Source organism: Amycolatopsis sp. YIM 10, assembly GCF_009429145.1.
In the GTDB taxonomy this organism is placed as follows: domain Bacteria; phylum Actinomycetota; class Actinomycetes; order Mycobacteriales; family Pseudonocardiaceae; genus Amycolatopsis.
This window is the reverse complement of the sequence record NZ_CP045480.1, coordinates 295,698-313,981: the sequence shown is the minus strand read 5'-3', so window position 1 is coordinate 313,981 and position 18,284 is coordinate 295,698. Positions and strand designations below refer to the sequence as shown.

At 67.8% G+C, this 18,284-nt stretch carries 17 protein-coding genes and 2 tRNA genes; 8 read left to right on the top strand and 11 right to left on the bottom strand.

All coding sequences use genetic code 11. The features are described from left to right. Nucleotides 1-24 precede the first annotated feature (24 nt). Both YIM_RS01525 and YIM_RS01520 read left to right on the top strand, forming a co-directional pair. Nucleotides 25-786: an NgoMIV family type II restriction endonuclease gene (locus YIM_RS01525; RefSeq protein WP_153028628.1), complete on the top strand. Its 762-nt coding sequence runs from the start codon at nucleotides 25-27 to the stop codon at nucleotides 784-786. A gap of 85 nt (nucleotides 787-871) precedes the next feature. Next, entirely contained in the window at nucleotides 872-1,675 is an 804-nt protein-coding gene (locus YIM_RS01520; protein ID WP_228004492.1) for an IS5 family transposase, read from the top strand. A 41-nt stretch (nucleotides 1,676-1,716) separates the two neighbouring features. Here YIM_RS01520 and YIM_RS01515 read toward each other — a convergent pair whose 3' ends face one another. The 3 genes from YIM_RS01515 to YIM_RS01505 are packed head-to-tail and all read right to left on the bottom strand — an operon-like array spanning nucleotide 1,717 to nucleotide 5,675. Next, nucleotides 1,717-3,546, bottom strand: a complete 1,830-nt coding sequence (locus YIM_RS01515) for a DEAD/DEAH box helicase (RefSeq protein ID WP_228004491.1) — start codon at nucleotides 3,544-3,546, stop codon at nucleotides 1,717-1,719. Then, the gene (locus YIM_RS01510; RefSeq protein WP_153028627.1) at nucleotides 3,547-4,968 is read right to left on the bottom strand and encodes a transcriptional regulator; all 1,422 of its coding nucleotides are present in this window, start codon (nucleotides 4,966-4,968) and stop codon (nucleotides 3,547-3,549) included. It abuts the gene before it with no gap. Nucleotides 4,969-5,000: 32 nt separating this feature from the next. Continuing rightward, nucleotides 5,001-5,675, bottom strand: coding sequence for a hypothetical protein (locus YIM_RS01505; protein WP_228004490.1), 675 nt, complete (start codon nucleotides 5,673-5,675; stop codon nucleotides 5,001-5,003). Between the two features lie 896 nt (nucleotides 5,676-6,571). Here YIM_RS01505 and YIM_RS01500 point away from each other — a divergent pair. Further along, the gene (locus YIM_RS01500; RefSeq protein WP_153028626.1) at nucleotides 6,572-6,760 is read left to right on the top strand and encodes a hypothetical protein; all 189 of its coding nucleotides are present in this window, start codon (nucleotides 6,572-6,574) and stop codon (nucleotides 6,758-6,760) included. A 126-nt stretch (nucleotides 6,761-6,886) separates the two neighbouring features. Here YIM_RS01500 and YIM_RS01495 read toward each other — a convergent pair. From YIM_RS01495 to YIM_RS01465, 7 genes are all read right to left on the bottom strand, one after another. After that, nucleotides 6,887-6,959 (bottom strand) — tRNA-Arg (locus tag YIM_RS01495). Nucleotides 6,960-7,018: 59 nt separating this feature from the next. After that, a tRNA-Ser gene (locus YIM_RS01490) sits at nucleotides 7,019-7,108 on the bottom strand. Between the two features lie 85 nt (nucleotides 7,109-7,193). Continuing rightward, a complete protein-coding gene (locus YIM_RS01485) occupies nucleotides 7,194-9,155 on the bottom strand; it encodes an acetoacetate--CoA ligase (RefSeq protein ID WP_153028625.1) in 1,962 nt (653 codons plus the stop codon). Nucleotides 9,156-9,165: 10 nt separating this feature from the next. Continuing rightward, nucleotides 9,166-9,942 (bottom strand): ESX secretion-associated protein EspG, encoded by a 777-nt coding sequence (locus YIM_RS01480; protein WP_153028624.1) that lies wholly within the window; start codon nucleotides 9,940-9,942, stop codon nucleotides 9,166-9,168. Next, nucleotides 9,935-11,050, bottom strand: coding sequence for a WXG100 family type VII secretion target (locus YIM_RS01475; RefSeq protein WP_153028623.1), 1,116 nt, complete (start codon nucleotides 11,048-11,050; stop codon nucleotides 9,935-9,937). Before YIM_RS01475 ends, YIM_RS01480 begins: the two co-directional genes overlap by 8 nt. Next, complete coding sequence (locus YIM_RS01470; protein ID WP_153028622.1) at nucleotides 11,047-11,511, bottom strand: hypothetical protein; 465 nt, start codon at nucleotides 11,509-11,511, stop codon at nucleotides 11,047-11,049. Before YIM_RS01470 ends, YIM_RS01475 begins: the two co-directional genes overlap by 4 nt. A gap of 89 nt (nucleotides 11,512-11,600) precedes the next feature. Next, a complete protein-coding gene (locus YIM_RS01465; protein ID WP_153028621.1) occupies nucleotides 11,601-12,245 on the bottom strand; it encodes a dienelactone hydrolase family protein in 645 nt (214 codons plus the stop codon). A 104-nt stretch (nucleotides 12,246-12,349) separates the two neighbouring features. On the opposite strand from YIM_RS01465, the gene hisC reads away from it, so the two are divergent. Further along, the gene (hisC, locus tag YIM_RS01460; RefSeq protein WP_153028620.1) at nucleotides 12,350-13,420 is read left to right on the top strand and encodes a histidinol-phosphate transaminase; all 1,071 of its coding nucleotides are present in this window, start codon (nucleotides 12,350-12,352) and stop codon (nucleotides 13,418-13,420) included. On the opposite strand, the gene YIM_RS01455 is transcribed toward hisC, so the two are convergent. Next, nucleotides 13,413-14,177 carry a sulfite exporter TauE/SafE family protein gene (locus tag YIM_RS01455; protein ID WP_153028619.1) on the bottom strand — a complete coding sequence of 255 codons (765 nt, stop codon included), beginning with the start codon at nucleotides 14,175-14,177 and terminating at the stop codon, nucleotides 13,413-13,415. The two genes, hisC and YIM_RS01455, sit on opposite strands and share 8 nt — an antisense overlap. Before the next feature lie 161 nt (nucleotides 14,178-14,338). Between YIM_RS01455 and YIM_RS01450 the strand changes: the two genes are divergently transcribed. The 4 genes from YIM_RS01450 to ligD are packed head-to-tail and all read left to right on the top strand — an operon-like array spanning nucleotide 14,339 to nucleotide 18,279. After that, entirely contained in the window at nucleotides 14,339-14,776 is a 438-nt protein-coding gene (locus YIM_RS01450; protein WP_194240007.1) for an ATP-binding protein, read from the top strand. After that, complete coding sequence (locus YIM_RS01445) at nucleotides 14,773-15,561, top strand: SigB/SigF/SigG family RNA polymerase sigma factor (protein ID WP_304505986.1); 789 nt, start codon at nucleotides 14,773-14,775, stop codon at nucleotides 15,559-15,561. The genes YIM_RS01450 and YIM_RS01445 overlap by 4 nt, the downstream gene beginning before the upstream one ends. A 51-nt stretch (nucleotides 15,562-15,612) precedes the next feature. Continuing rightward, nucleotides 15,613-16,431, top strand: coding sequence for a class I SAM-dependent methyltransferase (locus YIM_RS01440; RefSeq protein WP_153028618.1), 819 nt, complete (start codon nucleotides 15,613-15,615; stop codon nucleotides 16,429-16,431). A gap of 21 nt (nucleotides 16,432-16,452) precedes the next feature. Then, entirely contained in the window at nucleotides 16,453-18,279 is a 1,827-nt protein-coding gene (ligD, locus tag YIM_RS01435; RefSeq protein ID WP_153028617.1) for a DNA ligase D, read from the top strand. Nucleotides 18,280-18,284: the final 5 nt, after the last annotated feature.

Here is an 18,284-nt window from a genome sequence, read left to right as displayed (position 1 = left end):
CCACACCCAGGTTCAGAGGAGCAGATGAACGCGCGGTTCGCCCAGGCATTACTGGGCTGGAAGCCGTCAAAGAAAAACAAGCTCGGCTGGGCCCTGGTGCCTAACAGCGCGGACAGTGACAACGCGGGGTCGCTCAAGCTCGCTGCGGGCATGCTTGACGCGCTGGAAGTCCAGCAAGGGACACGGTCGGCTGTTCCCGGCAGCCCCGGTAAGCCGCTAGAAGACGCGGTGCGCGGTGATCTCGAACAACAGCTCAGGGAGCTGCATCCAGACCGGAGCTGGCGGGTCGAACGAGGCGTGAAGATCGCGCAGTTCGACCAGTACGTTCACCTGAACGAACTCCACCAGCTCGTCAAGAGCAACCCGGACCTGCGCATCACCATTGGTACCGACTACCTCATCGAGCCTGATGTCACGGTGGCGTTGGACCAGCTCAAAACGGCCTCCGACCGTCCGTTGTTGCACGCAGCCATTTCCTGCAAGTGGACGATCCGCTCGGACCGGGTGCAGAACATCCGGCACGAGTTCCTCCAGATGATCAGGCATCGCCGAGGACGCCAGCCGCACCTCGTGACCGTCACCGCAGAACCGCTCCCCACCCGGCTCGCAGCGATCGCCCGTGGCACCGGCGAAGTCGACGCGGTCTACCACATCGCCTATGACGCGCTGGCTGCCAGCGTGGCGGCGAACGCGAACACTGAGCAGTCGGAAGCCTGGCACGAGGTCACCGGACAGCGCCGGCTCCTCGACTACGGATTGCTGCTCGAAACCTTGGCTTCCGGCTAGGGCGTGTCCTGTAAGTGGTTGAGCTGGGCATCTGGTGGTTGTGCCCGGTGGTTGGTCGCGGTGAGTTGACGGAAAGGCGTGGGCTGTGATCGAGCCGCTGCTGCCACCGCAGCAAGGTGGCGGGCGGCGGTGGCGGGACCACCGGCAGGTGATCAACGCGATCCTGTGGAAGCTGCGCACCGGCGCTCCATGGCGTGACCTGCCCGGACGCTACGGGCCGTGGAAGACCGCGCATGAACGGCTGCGGTGGTGGACCAAGGACGGCACCTGGGAGAAGATCCTCGACCGGGTGATCGTCAAGGACGACGCCGTCGGCGACCTGGAGTGGATCATGTCGATCGATTCCAGCGTGGTCGGGCGCATCAGCACTCGGCTGAAGCCCGGAAAAAAAAGGGGATGCAGCGACCAGATCGAAGCCCTCGCCCTCGACGGAGAAGGACTCGGCCGGTCCCGCGGCGGACTGAGCACGAAGATCCACCTCGCCGTTGACGGGCGTGGTCTGCCGATAAGGTTCCTGCTCACCCCGGGCCAGGCGGGAGACAACCCGCAACTGGTTCCGCTGCTGGACGGCATCAGCGTCGCCCGCCCCGGGCCTGGGCGTCCGCGGTGCCGGTCGCAGACGGTGATCGCGGGCAAAGCGTATGCGCATCCCCGACCCGTCAGGCGAAGCGGCAGCGGCGGATCATGTTCGTCAGTCCGGAGCGAGATGACCAGGTCGCCCGCCGCGCGGCCAAGGGCTCCCGCGGCGGGCGACCAGCGGCCTTCGACGCTGAGGTCTGCAAACACCGCAACATGTTCGAGCGGTGCTTCAACCGGCTCAAGCAGTTTCGTGGCCTGGTCACCCGATACTCCACACGCGCCGCTTACTACCAGGCCGAACTCACCATAGCCGCGATCATGCTCTGGCTCCGATGACTTACAGGACAGCTCCTAGTCGCGGGAATCGCCGAAGTGGCCCATCAGGGCTCGCACGTCGGTCATGTCCATCCCGGCGGCAAGAGGCTGCTCTTCCTCCGGGTCACCGAGCTGCCGCACCGAAGGATCGTCCAGGATGCGTCCCATGAAATCCAGCTTTTCTTTGAGGCGATCGGCAACCACGTCATCGATCGTCTCTCGGGCGGCCAGCACAGTTACTCGCGTTTCCGTGTCGGCGGCCAGCCCCAGGCGATGAATGCGGTCCAGGCTCTGCAGGAAGCGGCCGGCCTGGAAATCCCGGTCCACGTAGACGGCATCGTGACAAACCTGGTGGAGGCTGATGCCTTCTCCCAGAGTTGCGGGGTTCGACACGAGAACGGCACAGTCAGGATCTTCACGAAACCGCTGGATCTGCTCGTCGCGAGCGAGGGTGCCGCCATGCACCACTGCCGGAAAGAACTCCTTGAGCAGCACCTCCAGGGTCATGATGCTCCGCACGAAGCTCGACCATACGAGAGTCTTCCTGCCACGAGCCGCATTCTCCGCGACGACTGCCAGAGTTTCCTGGTATTTAGGCGGTATCTCGTAACTCGGGAGCTGTTTCAGCAGCGCGTACAGCTCGTCGTTCTGCGGGATCTCCAACGGCGGGACCTGGAACGACAAAGGCTCGTACCGGGTGGATCCCTTGGTCAGCAACGCCGGGCTGGTCGCCGCCATCAGCAACCGCAGGACCGTGTTGCCCAGGGCTTCGAAATCCGAGCGAGCTCGCTCGGCACGAGCGGTGAACCGGCCGACGATGGCGTCGTAGATCTCCCGGTGCAACCGCGGCATCTCGACCTGCCGGACCACGGTGGTCACCGGCGGCAATCCCAGTTCATGCTTCGTTGTCCTGGTGTACAACGGTTTCAGCACCCGGCTGGCATGCGCGAGGTTCCCCCCGTCGATGGCCTGGGTGACGACTCGGCGCCCCCGCCCCGGCCAGACGAACGCAAGCAGGCTCTCCAGATCCTTGGCACCGTTGGGCGCCGGGGTACCCGTCATGATCATGCGTACGCGACTGAGGGGGCCAAGCGTCAGACTCGCTGCCCCATACACACCAGCCCCGCCAAGTTTGATCCGGTGCGCTTCGTCGAGGATCATCATCGTCGGCGCCGATTCGAGCCAGTCGGCCAGCTCGGTGGTCAACCGGTGGAGCCGTTCGTAGTTCACCAGCACGAGTTCGACGCCGGCCGGGATCCGCTTGCTCAGCACGTGCACACGCGGGGGCCGCCCAAAACACACGGAAGCTTCGAACTGCCATGCCTCGTACGCAGACTTCGGACTCACGACCAGCAGCCGCGATACGTCTCCGCGCTGCCGCAACGCGGCGTAAACCGCCAACGCCACACGGGTTTTCCCCGCTCCAGGCACACTGAAATTCGCACTGTGCCCGAGGGACAGCAGAGCGGCCGCGTCACGCTGCTGAAAGGAGGTGAGGTCGCCCAGCCAGTCCTCGCCAAGGAGGCCGAGCACCTCATCAGGACTTACCGTCAGCTCGTCCAGATCACCAGCAAGCTGGCGCTCAGCGCGATCCGCGTCATTGAGCATCTCCTCGACGACGGCACGGAACTGCTCCTCCCAGGTGACTCCCGCGGGATCCGGCCACTCCGCCAGTGCACCGAGTCCAGCGAGAAAGCCTTCGATCGGAATAGTGGCAGCCAGCAGGTCCGACATCCGGCCTGCGGGAAAGCTGGCCAGCAACCTGCCCAAGTCCGGCTTGTACTCAGCCGTGGTGCGCAGTCGCGCCTGCGTACGCGTGATGTCGAAGCCGATGTTCAGGCTCGGCTCAGGCAGGTCGGCTGGCACTCAGGACTCCAGCATGACCGCGTCCAACAGCCATCCCAGCCCGTCTCCCGGTTCGGTGGTCGACTTCTTGGCTTCGAGAGCGAGTTTCCGCAAGCTCTTCCTGAGCTTCAGGATCTCCTCATCGAGGGCCTCGTCGTCCAGCGACCTGGAGCTTCGTGCCATGACGACATCAGTCACGCACTGGTCGATCATCTGCGTGGCCTGATCCAGCCGTTCGGGCGCGGCCTGTTTGCGCTTGCGGATGCGCTCGTCCCGGCCGGCGAAGTCGAGCGCCTTGTCCATCGCGCTCTGCAGAGTTTTCGCCTTCTGCACCGCCTCGGTCTTCTCCTGCTCAGTGATCGAGGAGGTGGCTGAGGCCACTGCCCTGGTCTGAAGGATGGTGTCGGTGAGCGCCTTGGCCGTGGCGAGGGCCTCGGACGGGCCTTTCACGACCCGCCCAAGGCCAGGGATCTCGACGGCCGACGACTTTCCCGCAGTCGGCATCAAGTCGGCCGGCAACTGACGCGTCAGGTAACGGTCCTGGAAGTCCGGCTCGATGAACCGGACGTCGGTCTTGGACTTGCCCAGCATGATCGCCGCCAGCCTCGACTCCAGCAGAAGCTCCGCCTTGTCTGGATTTACTGCGGATTCCTTGACATATCGGCGATGCAGTTCCCTGAGCTTCTCTGTCTGATCCTCGAACGCAACCAGCGGCAACTTCACGCCGCGCGCCTCGCTGCGCTCGATCATCGACCTGATGCAGGACAGCACCCACTGGTCCCGCTTGCACGTGGGCACCTTGATCCGGAAGGTGGCAGCGATGGTCTCGACCGGCATACCCTGAGCGGCCAGCTCATCGATCGCCAGCAGTTGGTTGATGTAGGAGTACTCCCGCCGGTGTTCCTTGCGAAGCTGGAGCGACAGCTCAACGTCGCGGATGTCGTTCCAGCCCGATGTTTCCGGCAGTACGGCAACCCGCATGTTTTCGGAGGGGCCGCGGAGCGCGAGTAAGGCCGCCCGGCGGGTGTTCCCGTCGACCAGAACGCCGTCAGCTGTGATCAGTCCGGGCTGGTTCTGGCCGTGCTCTTTGAGGTCCTCCATGAGCTTTTCGAACTCTGGGTCCACCATGGCCGGGTTCGCCGGCTGGGCTTTCAGGAGGAAGTCGAGGTACTCCTGGCTCTTTGCACCCCAGGGATCTTCGCTGAACAACCGGTCCTGGTCTGGATCGTGGCTCCGTTGCGCCTGAACTCGATGCGTGGCGGGGTTGTAGTACAGGTCGCCGGCCGGGAACTGGATGACCTCCAGGTGGAGGCGCTGACCACCACGCCAGTCGACGCTTAGCGTCTCGCGCGGTCCGCCTGCCTTGACCACCTCCGCCAGCCGACGCTCGATGAGCGCCCGGTTCTCGTCAGCTCGCGGCGGTCGGCCATAGTCCTTCGTCACAGTTCTCTCCTGGTGCAGATGGATAGCCGAGGTCAGCGCAGACCCAGCGTGGCACGCAGCGCGGCCCGGGACTCCTCCGGGAGTGTCCGGTAGCTGCTCCACAGGCGTTCGGCGGGGCCGAAGGTCCGCTCGTCGGCCTCAACCCAGCCAGTAAGTTTTTTCCGCTCCTGCGGGCTGAGCGCCTCGGTGTCGCGAATCAGGCCAGCGAGGTCGGCAACCTGGTTCCGTCCACCCACGCGGCACCGCTTGCACTCGGTGACCAGCTCGACCGCGGTCGAGCCATCGAGCTTCAGCACCTCACGGCGTGCGATGTCGAGCTGCGCCGTCTCGAAGGTGCCGACATAGGTTTCGCCGGTCGAAATCCCACATGACCTGCACAGATGTCCGTCTGCCGCATAGACCTCCCGGCGGCGTGATGCACTGACCACGGTGGACGGGCGGGTTGCCTTCCCCGGCTCCCAGACAGGTATGCCAGCCTGCACGAATCGCTGCTCATGAGCGTCCAGGCTGGGGTCTTCCCGGTTGGTGTCGATGCGCCAGCCGAAGTCCCGGAGGTCGCGCATCCGGCGATCGACCTGCGAAACGCCGGGAAACGCCTGCCGTAGCTGCTCCTTGGTGAATAGTTGCCCCTCACCCACGAGCTCCACCAACCACAGGGCAACTCTCTTCATCGAGCCAAGCTCGGGATCTTTCCACGACGGAAGCACGATGCGACTCCTCATTCAGGGTGCGTCAGCTCAAGACGGCTTTCCTGGCCGACACTATCTTGATAGCACACTTCTTGCAGCCATTGCCAGCAAACGCGCCCTTGACAGGAATTCGCCAAAATAAATACTTTCAGGCCACACCTTTTCCACCCTGTCCAAATTAGGCGCAGCTCGCTATAATGTCCGGCCCCTGACGATAAAAGGGTAGCCTTCCCTAATATTTTTGCCTCCGATGCGAGAGTGCTCTACAATGCCGCGCGCCTCGACGGAGCTAAGCCTCGAAAGGCGCCCGCAACAGGGAGAGGCCGCGCCACCCTCCAAGGATTAATCGACCATGACAGGACGATGAAAATCGCGAATGCGCAGGTCAGAGCCTTTCAGATGGGGGACCGGCGCAACACTTACAGCCGACCGGTCGCACACTTGACGGGGGACCGGCGCAACACTCGCTCGAAATGTCTGTCGGCACGCGAGCGATGCAGCCTGCATCACTTCCGCACGCGCACGCATCGGTTTTGCACGCGACACGCCAAAGGGTTAACTGGAACCTGCAGACGTGATTTACGTTAGGCTGGCCCCGCCTGCAACGGGTTCGGCCGAGCAGGCTACCGTCCACAATTGCTCACCCACTCGCAACTCGATCGGTACTCACTGGAGGAAATGGGGAAAGCAAGCACGGGAATGCCGTGCATTCGGGGAAAGGCGTGCGCTTGGCGCGCCCGCGAGGTTATAAAACCTCAAAACAATAGTTCCCTCATGTCCGCCGTGCTTGCCTCCCCGGCAGTTCACCGCCTTGGAGAGAGCACGGGCGGAGGAGAGCCAGCTGGATTGGTTTGGCGCCTAGGCCAGCCGGCCCTCCCCCTGGGAACCCATGCATCCAGGTAAGGAGTCACCTGATGAGTCCCTCGTCTGATGGTAGTGCCAGTGGGGATGACCTGCCCGAACCCCGGGTGAGTTCCACTCCGCGGAAGCGCCTCTGGCGGCGCTATCGGTTCGTGTGGCGGCGCCTGCTCAGCGGTGCGGCCTTCACCACTGGCGGCCTGCTGGTCGGCTATGCCATCGAATGGTTGTCGCGCTTCTGGTGATCGGACGCTGATCAAGCTCAGGGCCGTGCCGGCGATGGCGCGGCCCTGAGCCGGCGCAAAGCGGAGTGCGCTGAAAAGAAAAGAACCCCCTGTTGCCAGGGGGTTCTTCGCTGTCTCAACCAGACGCGCGCCCGAAGGGATTCGAACCCCTAACCTTCTGATCCGTAGTCAGATGCTCTATCCGTTGAGCTACGGGCGCTCGTGTTCAGTTGTGCCGGTCGGACGACCGGGTGCGGGGCTCGGCGGACCGAACTCCAGCGGAGGCTCCGGGATTTGAACCCGGGAGGGGGGGTTACCCCCAACCGCATTAGCAGTGCGGCGCCATAGACCAGACTAGGCGAAGCCTCCCAGGTCGAACGACCACTGCTCGTAAAGATTACACACTGCCCCCCGGTCGCGTGAAGGCACCCCCCGAACACACCATAACCGCAGGTCAGCGCCCCGCCAGGGCCACGAACGGGGTCAGCGCGTCCGGGTTGAGCAAGGCATCCCGGCTCACCGCGCGATCCGGGGCGACGCCGGACAGGATCTTCTTCACCGGCACCTCGCACTTCTTGCCGTTCAGCGTTCTGGGCACCTCCGAAACCACCACGAACCGATCCGGTACGTGACGCGGGGAGAGCGCGCTCCGCAGTTCCTTGCGCAGCGAAGGCTCGATCTCCTCCAACGTCGAACCGGGTGCCAGCACCAGAAAACACAGCAGCTCGCCCTCGGCACCCGCCGCGGAGGTGTCGATCACCAGCGAGTCCGCGACCTGCTCGAAGTTCTCCACCACTCGATAGAACTCCGCCGTGCCCATGCGGACGCCGCCGCGGTTGAGCGTCGAGTCGCTGCGGCCGTAGATCACCGCGGAGCCGCGGGATGTGATTTTGATCCAATCGCCGTGGCGCCAGATGCCCGGATACACGTCGAAGTACGCCTCGCGCAGGCGGCTGCCGTCGGGATCGTTCCAGAAGAACACCGGCATGGACGGCATCGGCTCGGTCACCACCAGTTCGCCGACCTCGTCGACCACCGCGTTCCCGGCCTCGTCGAAGGCCTGCACCGCCGCGCCCAGCGACCGGTTCGACAGCTCACCCAGCCACACCGGCGTGTCCGGCGACGCCCCCACGAACGCGGTGCACAGGTCCGTCCCGCCCGAGACCGAGCAGATCTGCACCTTCCGCCCCACTTCGTCGGCGATCCACCGGAACCCCTCCTGGCTCAGCGGCGCCCCGGTCGAGCCGAGCGCGCGCAACGCGGTCAGGTCGTAGTCGCGCGACGGCGAGATGTGCGCCTTCAGGCAGCTCTGGATGTACGGCGCCGACGTGCCGAAGTAGGTCACGCGGTGCTGCTCGGCCAGGTGCCACAGCGCGTTCAGGTCGGGATACCCGGGACTCCCGTCGAACAGCACGATGGTCGACCCCACCAGCAGCCCGGAAATCAGGAAGTTCCACATCATCCAGCCGGTGGTGGTGAACCAGAAGAACCGCTCACCCGGTCCCAGATCGCTCTGCAGCGCCAGCGCCTTCAGGTGCTCCAACACGATGCCGCCGTGCCCGTGCACGATGCCCTTCGGCAGTCCGGTGGTGCCCGACGAGTACAGCACCCACAGCGGGTGCGCGAAGGGCACCGGCTCGAACTCCAGCGGAGCGCCGGCGTGCGACTCCAGCAGCGCGTCCCAGTCGTGCGTGCCGGCCAGCGGTCCGCCCGCGTAGTCGACCAGCACGGTCGCCTTCAGCCCCTGGATCTCCTCGCGCAGCTTGGTCACCGTCGGCCGCGTGTCGAACCACCGGCCGTTGTAGGCGTAGCCGTTGACCGCGATCAACACGACCGGCTCGATCTGCGCGAACCGGTCCACGATGGCCCGCACCCCGAAGTCCGGCGAGCACGAGGACCACACCGCGCCGAGGCTGGCGGCGGCCAGGAAGGCGATCAGGGTCTGCGGGCTGTTCGGCGCGAGCGCGACCACCCGGTCGCCCTTGCGCACACCCAGTTCCTTCAACGCCGACCGCGCGGCGGCGACCTGCGCGCGCAGCTCGCCGTAGGTCAGCTGGGAGGACAGCCCGTCCTCGCGGTGGAAGATCACCGCCAGCTCGTCGTCACCCTTGGGCGCGCCCGCGACTCCGGGGCTCAGCGCGTGCTCCGCGTAGTTCAGCGTGCCGCCCTCGAACCAGCGCGCGGACGGCATCTCACCCGAGAGCACCTCGGTCGGCTCGTCGTGCCAGCGCACACCCAGGTACTCCGCGGTCGCGGCCCAGAAGGCGGCGGGCTCGCCGGTGGAGAACTCCCACAGCGACGTGTAGTCGTCGGTCGTGACACCCCGGTTTTCCCGCAGCCACCTGCGGAAGTCCTCGATCTTGGTGTCCCGGTTCACATCCGGCCGCCACAGCACTTCAGGGGTGTCGCTGGTCATGCGGCGGAGCCTATCTACCGACGAGCTCCCCGACCATGTCCTGAGCCCACACCCTCAGCCGTAAGGAGTCCACCGGCGTGGCGGTGAGCCAGCCGCCGCGCGTGCGCAGCGCGTACCGGCCCTCCTCGGTGTCCACCCAGTTGACCACGCTCGCGGCCCTCGACCAGCGACCCGACCGCCCGCGCACGCCCGCGCCGAACTGCCCGCCGCCGGTGCGCCCGGTCAGCAGCTTCAGCAGGACGCCTGCCTCACCACCGCGGACCCCGCTGTCCTCCAGCCTGCCGAGGAACCCGGCCCGGCCGTCGCGCTCACCCTCGGCGCAGGCGTCGTGGAAGTCCTCCACCCGCACGTTCGCCGGGCCACCCGGCGCCGCGGGCAGCGGCTTGAGCGCGTCGAGCATGGTCGCCACCAGCAGCGGCTCACGGACCATGCCCACCCGGACCTCCCGGCCGACCACCTCGGCGGTCGCGGCGCCCTGGCGACCGGCCGCCGAGAACGACCGGATCTCCCCGCCTTCACCCGCGAGGTGCAGGTCGAGGCGCAGCTCGCTCTCGCCGAGGATCTTCAGCGCCTGCACCAGGTCGGGCGCGGGGTGGTCCATCGTGCCGAGGTCGCGGGCGCTCAGTGCGGCGTCGGCCGCCTCGGCGTGCCAGCGGCGCGAAGCGGCGGTGCGCCCGACGTGGCCGATGCCGAGCACCGTGGGCGGCTCGCCCAGCCCGAGCCGCGTCCACAACAGGAAGAACTCGTTGGGGTAGAGGCGAATCCACCCGGTGTCCGGATCACGCACGGCGACGCGGCCCTTCTTCCCCGAGCACCGGCGGCGCGACCTTCAGGTCGGCCGCGAAGATGTTGTCCTCCTCCTGGAGGTATCCGGGCAGCTTGTGCTCGATGTCCTCCTGGCGCTGCGCACCGGCACCCATCGGCATCGCGCCCATCGGCATCCCGGCCGCACCACCTCGCGAAGCCGCGGCAGCCGCGGCCGCGGGAGCGACACCGGGACCGGGTGCACCGGGGTGGCTACCGGCGCGGCCGCCCGGCGCCGGGTCCTGCATGGCCCCGCCGACCTGGGCGCCACCGCCGCCGACCATCGGCACCGGCGTGGCGGGCGCCGGCTCACGAGGCGTGTAGCCGCCGATCACCCCATCGATCGGGCTGTCGCCCCCGGTCACACCGCTCGCGCCGGTCGAATCGTCGGGCTGCTCCGGCTCGGGTTCGGGTTCCGGCTCCGGTTTGGGCTGGTCCGGCGGTACCTCGGGAGTCTTGTAGATGATCGGGTCCCCGGCCGGCGTGCTGAACTCCGGCACGGTGCCGTAGACCTCGTACGAATCCTGCTGGAACTGCTTCATCACGTCGGCGGCCCGCTGGTGCAGCTCGTCGCTGCGGCGACGGCTCTCCTCGTCATCCGCGACTATTTCCGGACCCGCCGAGAACGACATCGCCGACGTGCCACCAGCCGGCATCGGGTACGGCAGCACGGTCATCCGCGGCTCGGGCATCGAGTTCTGCGCGACCCGCACGTTTTCCGCCTGCCTGGTCACGCAGGCGCAGACCTCGGTCGCCCTGACCCCGGTCTCGTCGCACCAGGCGGAGAGCCGTTCCACGGTCTCCTTGGTCTTCTCCGCGGCCGCGCCGGTCCAGCCCTGGCTCGCCTTCGCCATCGCGGCGCGCAGGTCCGCGGCGATCTCGGTCAGCTTGTCACCGAGGGTGGCCCAGGTCGCGGCGACGGTCTGTGCGCCGGCGAGGTCCACTTCCTCGTGCACCATCGTGTACAGCTCGGGATGCTGGTAGGTCAGCCAGTCCACCGGGGTGCCCAGGTCACCGGCGACCGGGTCGGGCTCGCCGGGCGGGTAGGGCGGTGGGTAGGGCAGGCACTCGGCCTCGTCGGGGCGGTTCATCTCGACTCACCGCCGTAGCCGTGCACGTCGTCCAGCCTGCGCCGGGCGTCCGCCAGCAGGTCCTGCGCCTCCGCGTCGGTGGCCTTGAAGTTCTTCCGCGCCGCGCGCACGGTCAGTTCGAGGTCGTTGAGCACGCTGCCGAAGTCCTGGAGCACCGGCGTCGCCGCGGAGGTGGCGGCCTCGCGCAGTCGCTCGCTCATCGTGCGGCCGACGAAGTTGGCGCCCAGCCGCAGCGGCACGTCCAGCTCCCGCGAGTCCCGGATGAGCTGGTTGACCGTGGCCTCGATCTCGGCGAGCGCGCCGAGCAGGCCCTCCGCCGCCTCGTCGCTGAGCTGCAGGCTGCCCTTCTTGGCCTGCATCTTGACGTCCCGGACCTGACCGGCGATCGGGGCGAGCGCCCCACCGGCCGCCGGCGCGAAGGCCGGCGGTGGCGGTGTGCTCGAACCCGTCGGTTTGTTCACAGCAGCCATTTTCGAATCCCCACCCTGCGTGACACTCAAAGCTGAACTGTACCGGGCTTGGACGCGGGTGGGGACTCGTTCGCTCCCGCTCAGCGCAGATGCGCGTCGAACCAGCTCAGCGTGCGTTGCCAGGCTTCCGCCGCGGCCCCGGGATCGGCGTCGAACCGGTGGTTGGCGCCCGGGTAACGGACCACGTTCGTGGCCACCTTCGACGAAGCGGCGACCTCGCGCAGGCGCTCCACCTCGGCCACTCCGCTCTCGTCGCCGGAGTCGCCGTAGATGCCGAGCCACGGGCTGGTCAGCTTGCCCGCGATGTCCATCAGCGCGGGCAGGTCGTTCGCCGAGGACTGACCGCCGACGCTGACCGCCGCCCCCAGCTTCCGGCTCGAGGCGACCACCAGCGCGGCGGTGCCACCGAGGTCGAAGCCCACCACGCCGAGCAGATCGGCCTGCACCCCGCGCTCGACCAGCCAGGCCAGCGTGATGTCGGTGGCGGCGAGCACGTCCTGCCCGGTGAGCTTCCCGTCCTCGGCGCCGTCGTAGATGTGCGGGGCCACCGCGAGCCAGCCTTCCTCAGCGAGGCTGGACACCAGGAAGCGCACCCCGTCGGTGACGCCGTCCGCTTCGTGCAGCACCACCAGTCCGCCGCGGACCACGCCATCGGGCTCGGCGAAGGTCAGGCGCAGCGCGCGGCCGTCGGCGCGCCGGTAGTCGTCGGTGTGGGTTTGCGTCATGCGCCTACTCAACCACTGGTGGGTGAACGTGAGTCAACCTCAACCTGCGGATCCAGCCGGGTTAACGTGGCAGGAGCAGACCAAGTGACCCACGAGGAGCCTTGATGTCCACTCCGTCCGTCGTGCCGACCCGCGCCGGTCTCGAGTCGCTGCCGAAGTACGTGCCCGGCCGCTCCGTCCCGGGGGCGATCAAGCTGGCCAGCAACGAGGTTCCGGCTGGTCCGCTGCCCAGCGTCGCCTCGGCGATCGCGGCGTCGGCGGCCGACATCAACCGCTACCCCGACATGGGCGCGTGGGCGCTGGTCGACCGGATCGCCGGCCGGTTCGAGGTGCCGCAGGAGCGGATCGCGGTCGGCTGCGGCTCGGTCGCGCTCTGCCAGCAGCTGATCCAGGCGCTGTGTGAACCGGGTGACGAGGTGATGTTCGCCTGGCGCTCGTTCGAGGCCTACCCGATCCTCACCCAGATCGTCGGCGCCACCGCGCTGCCCATGCCGCTGGACGCCGGGCACACGCACGACCTGGACGCCATGCTCGCCGCGATCACGCCGAAGACGCGGCTGGTCTTCGTGTGCAACCCGAACAACCCGACCGGAACCGCGGTCCGCCGCGCCGAGCTGGTGCGCTTCCTCGACGCGGTGCCGCCGCACGTGCTGGTGGTACTGGACGAGGCCTACCGCGAGTTCGTCACCGATCGCGAGGTGCCGGACGGGCTGGAGCTGGCCGCCGGTCGCGGAAACGTGGCCGTGCTGCGAACCTTCTCCAAGGCGTACGGCCTGGCCGGGCTGCGCGTCGGTTACGCCGTCGCGCCGGAGCACATCACCGCCGCGCTGCGCCAGGTCTACATCCCGTTCAGCGTGAACTCGCTGGCCCAGACCGCCGCCATCGCCTCGCTCGACGCCGAGGAGGAGCTGCTGGCGCGCTGCGCGAAGATCGTCTCCGAGCGCTCGCGCGTGCGCGACGCCCTGCTGGAGGCCGGCTACCAGGTGCCGGAGACGCAGGCGAACTTCGTCTGGCTGCCGCTGGGCGAGAAGACCGTCGAATTCGCCGAGCACGCGCTGGCGAACAAGGTGATCGTGCGCCCGTTCGCCGGTGACGGTGCCCGGGTGACCATCGGCCACCCGGACGAGAACGAGGCCTTCCTCGCCGCCGCCCGGTCGTTCCCGGCCCTCACCTGAGCACCAGCTGCACGATCGCGGCGATCCCGACCACCACGATCACCCCGCGCAGCACCACCGGGGACAGCTTGCGCCCGATCTTCGCGCCGAGCAGGCCGCCGAGCACCGAGCCGGCGGCCAGCAGGCCGACCACTGCCCAGTCGACCGGGGCGACGAAGGCGTAGATGGTGCCGGCCACCACGTTCACCACGGCGGAGAGCACGTTCTTGATGCCGTTGATGCGCTGCACCGGATCGGACAGCAGCATGCCCATGCAGGCGACCATCATGATGCCCTGCGCGGCGGTGAAGTAGCCGCCGTAGATGCCGACGAGGAACAGCAGGAAGAGCAGGAGCGGGCCGTAGGTCCTCTCCGGCTTCTCCTTGCGCTCCCGGCGCGCGCTCACCCAGCCGGCCACCTTGGGCTGGACGATCACCAGCACCACGGCCAGCCCGACGAGCACGGGCACCACGGTCTCGAAGGCGTCCCTTGGCAGGGCGAGCAGCAGTATCGCGCCACCGACCGCACCGAGGAAGGACGCGATGCCGTAGATGGCGAGCCGCCTGCCCTGCCCGTGCAGTTCGTGCCGGTACCCCCAGGCACCGCTGATCGTGCCGGGCACCAGCCCGATCGCGTTGGAGGTCGTCGCGGTCACCGGCGGGTAGCCGAAGGCGACCAGCACCGGGAAGGTGACCAGGGTGCCCGAGCCGACAACCGCGTTGATGGTGCCCGCCCAAACCCCTGCCAGAGCGATCAGAATCGCGTGCCACCAAGTCACTGGGTCATCACAACGGGCACCCTAAGCACCGGCTGTCTCGTCCACGCAGCGGGTGTGTTCCGCTAGACAACGTGACGAACGTCCCAGGAGGATCGGTACGGGTTTCGGGATTTCGCTCGCGGGGTAGCAATGCTTCGCAACGGTCGAGTGACGAGGTGGACGTGACAAACGGCAAACAGCCCGCGTTGGACGAGATCGGGCCGTTGGACGACATCGAGGTACGACTGGGCGCCGACTTGGCCCACCTGCCGATCATCCGCGCGCTGGTCTCCAACCTCGCCGTCCGCGCGGACTTCGATCTGGACACCATCGCCGACCTCCGGCTGGCCATCGACGAGGCCTGCTCGACACTGATCACCCGTGCCCAACCCGGCAGCCTGCTGACCTGCCGCTTCGTCCTCGAAGACGGCCAGCTGCGCTTCCGCGGCACGGTGCCGTCCGCCGACGAGGAAGCGCCGAGCACCGGCTCGTTCGGCTGGCGCGTGCTCACCACGCTGGCCGATTCGGCGGCCAGCTGGGTGGACGTGCCCGCCGGTGGTGAACAGGTCGTCCACATCGAACTCGCCAAGCGTCGGGCCGACGTACGGCCGGGCGCGTGACGGGAATCCAGCCGCCGGACACCAACGGGTACGAGCACCTCGCACCACTGTTCGGCGAGATGGCCGCGCTGGCCGAGGACGATCCGCGGCGCGGGGAGGTGCGCGACAAGCTGGTGACCGGGTACCTGCCGCTGGCCGAGCACATCGCCCAGCGCTTCGCCGGTCGCGGGGTGGCCAAGGAGGACCTGGTCCAGGTAGCCAGGGTCGGCCTGATCAACGCGGTGGACCGGTTCGACGCCGAGCGCGGCTTCGACTTCCTGTCCTTCGCCGTGCCGACGGTGATGGGCGAGGTGCGGCGGCACTTCCGCGACACCGGCTGGGTGATCCGGGTGCCGAGGCGGCTCAAGGAACTGCACCTGACGATCAGCAACGCCAGCACCGAGCTGGCGCAACGGCTGGGCCGTGCGCCGACGCCGAGCGAGCTGGCTTCGCACCTCGGCATCGACAAGGACGAGGTGTACGAGGGCCTGGAGGCGGGCAACGCCTACCACTCGATGTCGCTCGACGAGGTGCTCTCCGGGGACACCGACAACGTCTCGCTCGGCGACACGCTCGGCGAGGAGGACAGCGCGCTCGCGGACGTGGAGAACCACGAGATGCTCCAGCCGCTGATCCGCGACCTGCCCGAACGCGAGCGGAAGATCCTGGCGCTGCGGTTCGTGCACAACCTGACGCAGACGCAGATCGCGGAGAAGATCGGCGTCTCGCAGATGCACGTCTCGCGGCTGCTCGCCCGCACGCTCACCCAACTCCGTGAAGGGCTCAGCCACCGCCCCGGCGAATGAGAGTACGCTCAATTCACAAAGTTGTGAAACTTGTGATTGGGGTGATGGAGCATGGTGCGAGTGCAGCTCACCGGCGCCAAGGAGACGATGCTCGCCACGCTCTGGGGGCGGGCCCTGGACAGCCGGTCGGCTCAGCCGATCCTCGGGGACAGCGCCGCGGACGAAGCGCTGGGCAGGCTGGACTACGACTTCGGCAAGCTGATGAAGCCCAGCATGGCGCTGAGCGTGGCGTTGCGGGCGAAATCGATCGACGCCTGGGCGCGCGCCGCGCTCGAGGCCCAGCCGGGCGCCACCGTGCTGCACCTGGGCTGCGGCCTGGACACCCGGGTGTTCCGGCTCGACCCACCACCGGAGACCCGGTGGTTCGACGTGGACTTCCCGGAGATCGCCGAGCTGCGCCACCAGCTCTGGCCCGAACTGGACGAGCGGCCCGGCTACCGAATGATCGCCTCCTCGGTGACCGAGCTTGGCTGGCTGGACGAGGTGCCCGCCGACCGGCCGGTGGTGGTGGTCGCCGAGGGCCTGACCATGTATTTGCGCGAAACCGAGATCGAGGCACTGATCCGGCGGATCGTCGAACGCTTCCCGTCCGGCGAGTTCGTCTTCGACCTGTTCAGCAAGCTGGGCATCAAGGCGCAGAAGCTGAATCCGGTGGTGCGCAAGAGCGGCTCGACGCTGTACTGGGGCCTGGACGACTCGCGGGAGCTGGAGCGCTACGGCCTCGAACTGGTCGACGAGCACAACGCGACCCAGTTCGCGTCCGAAGAGGACCTGCCGAAGGTGGGCGTGGTGCCCCGGCTCCAGCTCAAGGCGTTGCGGTGGTTCCCCGCGGTGAACAGGATGGGGCGCATAGTTCGCTGCAGGTTCTGACAGTTTCACGGGGGTGCGCCGATGAAGGTCCAGCGTGAGCCGATGCTGGCCACGCTGTCCGACCGCCCGTTCACCGATCCGAACTGGATCTTCGAACGGAAGCTGGACGGCGTACGGGCGCTGATCGTCCGGGAAGGCGGCGGCGAGCCGCAGCTGTGGTCGCGCAACCAGAAGCTGATGAACGGCGCCTACCCGGAGATCGTCGAAGCGCTGGCCGAGCAGGGCGGACCGGACTTCGTCGCCGACGGCGAGGTGGTGGCCTTCGACGACCAGGGCCACACCAGCTTCGCGCGCCTGCAGCACCGGATGCACCTGCGTGATCCGAAGGCCTCGATGGCCACCGGGATCGAGGTCTTCCTGTACGTGTTCGACCTGCTGGCCTTCGGCGGCATGGAGGCCACCAGCCTGCCGCTGCGCCAGCGCAAGCAGCTGCTCGCCGACGCGTTCGACTTCGACGACCCGCTGCGGTTGTCCGAGCACCGAGACACCGAGGGTGAGAAGTTCCTCGCCGAAGCCCGCGACGAGGGCTGGGAGGGGCTGATCGCCAAACGCGCCGACGCGCCGTACCGCGCCGGACGGTCCTCCGACTGGCTGAAGTTGAAGTGCGTGCGCGAGCAGGAGGTGGTGGTCGGCGGGTACACCGACCCGACCGGGACGCGGGCTGGGTTCGGCGCGCTGCTGGCTGGGTACTACGAAGGCGACGTGCTCCGGTACGCCGGCAAGATCGGCACCGGTTTCGACCAGCGCACGCTGCGCGAGTTGCACGAGCGGTTGCGGGAACTGTCCAGGCCGGACTCCCCGTTCACCGGCGAGGTGCCCGAGCGGCGGCCGCACTGGGTCGAGCCGGAGTTGGTGGTGCAGGCGGGGTTCGCGGAGTGGACCTCGGACGGCCGGATGCGGCACGCCCGGTACCTCGGGCTGCGCACGGACAAGGCACCGCGGGAGGTGGAGAGCGAGATGCCGGCACTGGACGTGAAGACCACGCGCCTGGACAAGGTGTACTACCCGGCCGACGGGGTGACCAAGGGCGAGGTGATCGAGCACTACCGGACCGTGGCCGAGGCGATGCTGCCGCACCTGCGCGGCCGTCCGCTGACCATGCGCCGCTACCCGCACGGCGTCGGCGGCGAGAACTGGTTCCAGAAGGAAGCGCCGTCGCACTGGCCGGACTGGATGCGCACCGAGGACGTCCCGCAGCACGACGGCGGCGGCACCACGCGCCACGTGTTCGCCGAGGACCCGGCGACCCTGGTCTACCTGGCGAACCAGGCCGCACTGGAGTTCCACATCTGGACCTCCAGCTGGGACACGTTGGACCACCCGGACCTGGTGGTGATCGACATCGACCCGCCGAACGGGACCGCGGTGGACTCGCTGCGGGAGGTCGCGCGGGCGGTGCGCGAGCTGTACAAGGCGGTCGGCCTGACCGCGTACGTGCAGGCCACCGGCGGTCGCGGGTACCACGTGGTGGCTCCGCTGGATCGCCAGAGTCCACATGAGACCGTCGTGTCCTTCGCCCGCGAGGCGGCGGACTTCCTGGCCTCGAAGGCACCGGCCATGCTCACCACGGAGTTCCGGAAGAACAAGCGCGGCAAGCGCATCTTCCTGGACACGGCCAGGAACGGGTACGCGCAGACCTTCGTCGCGCCCTATTCGCTGCGCGGACGGGCCGGCGCCAGGGTGGCCACCCCGCTCGACTGGGACGAGCTTGGCCGGACCGAACCGGACGGCTACGACATCCCGAAGCTGCGCCGCCGCCTGGCGCAGAAGGAAGACCCCTGGCAGGACATGCACGAGCACGCGGGCTCGGCCGAGGAGGCCGGCGCGCAGCTCGCCGAGTTCAGCTGAGTACC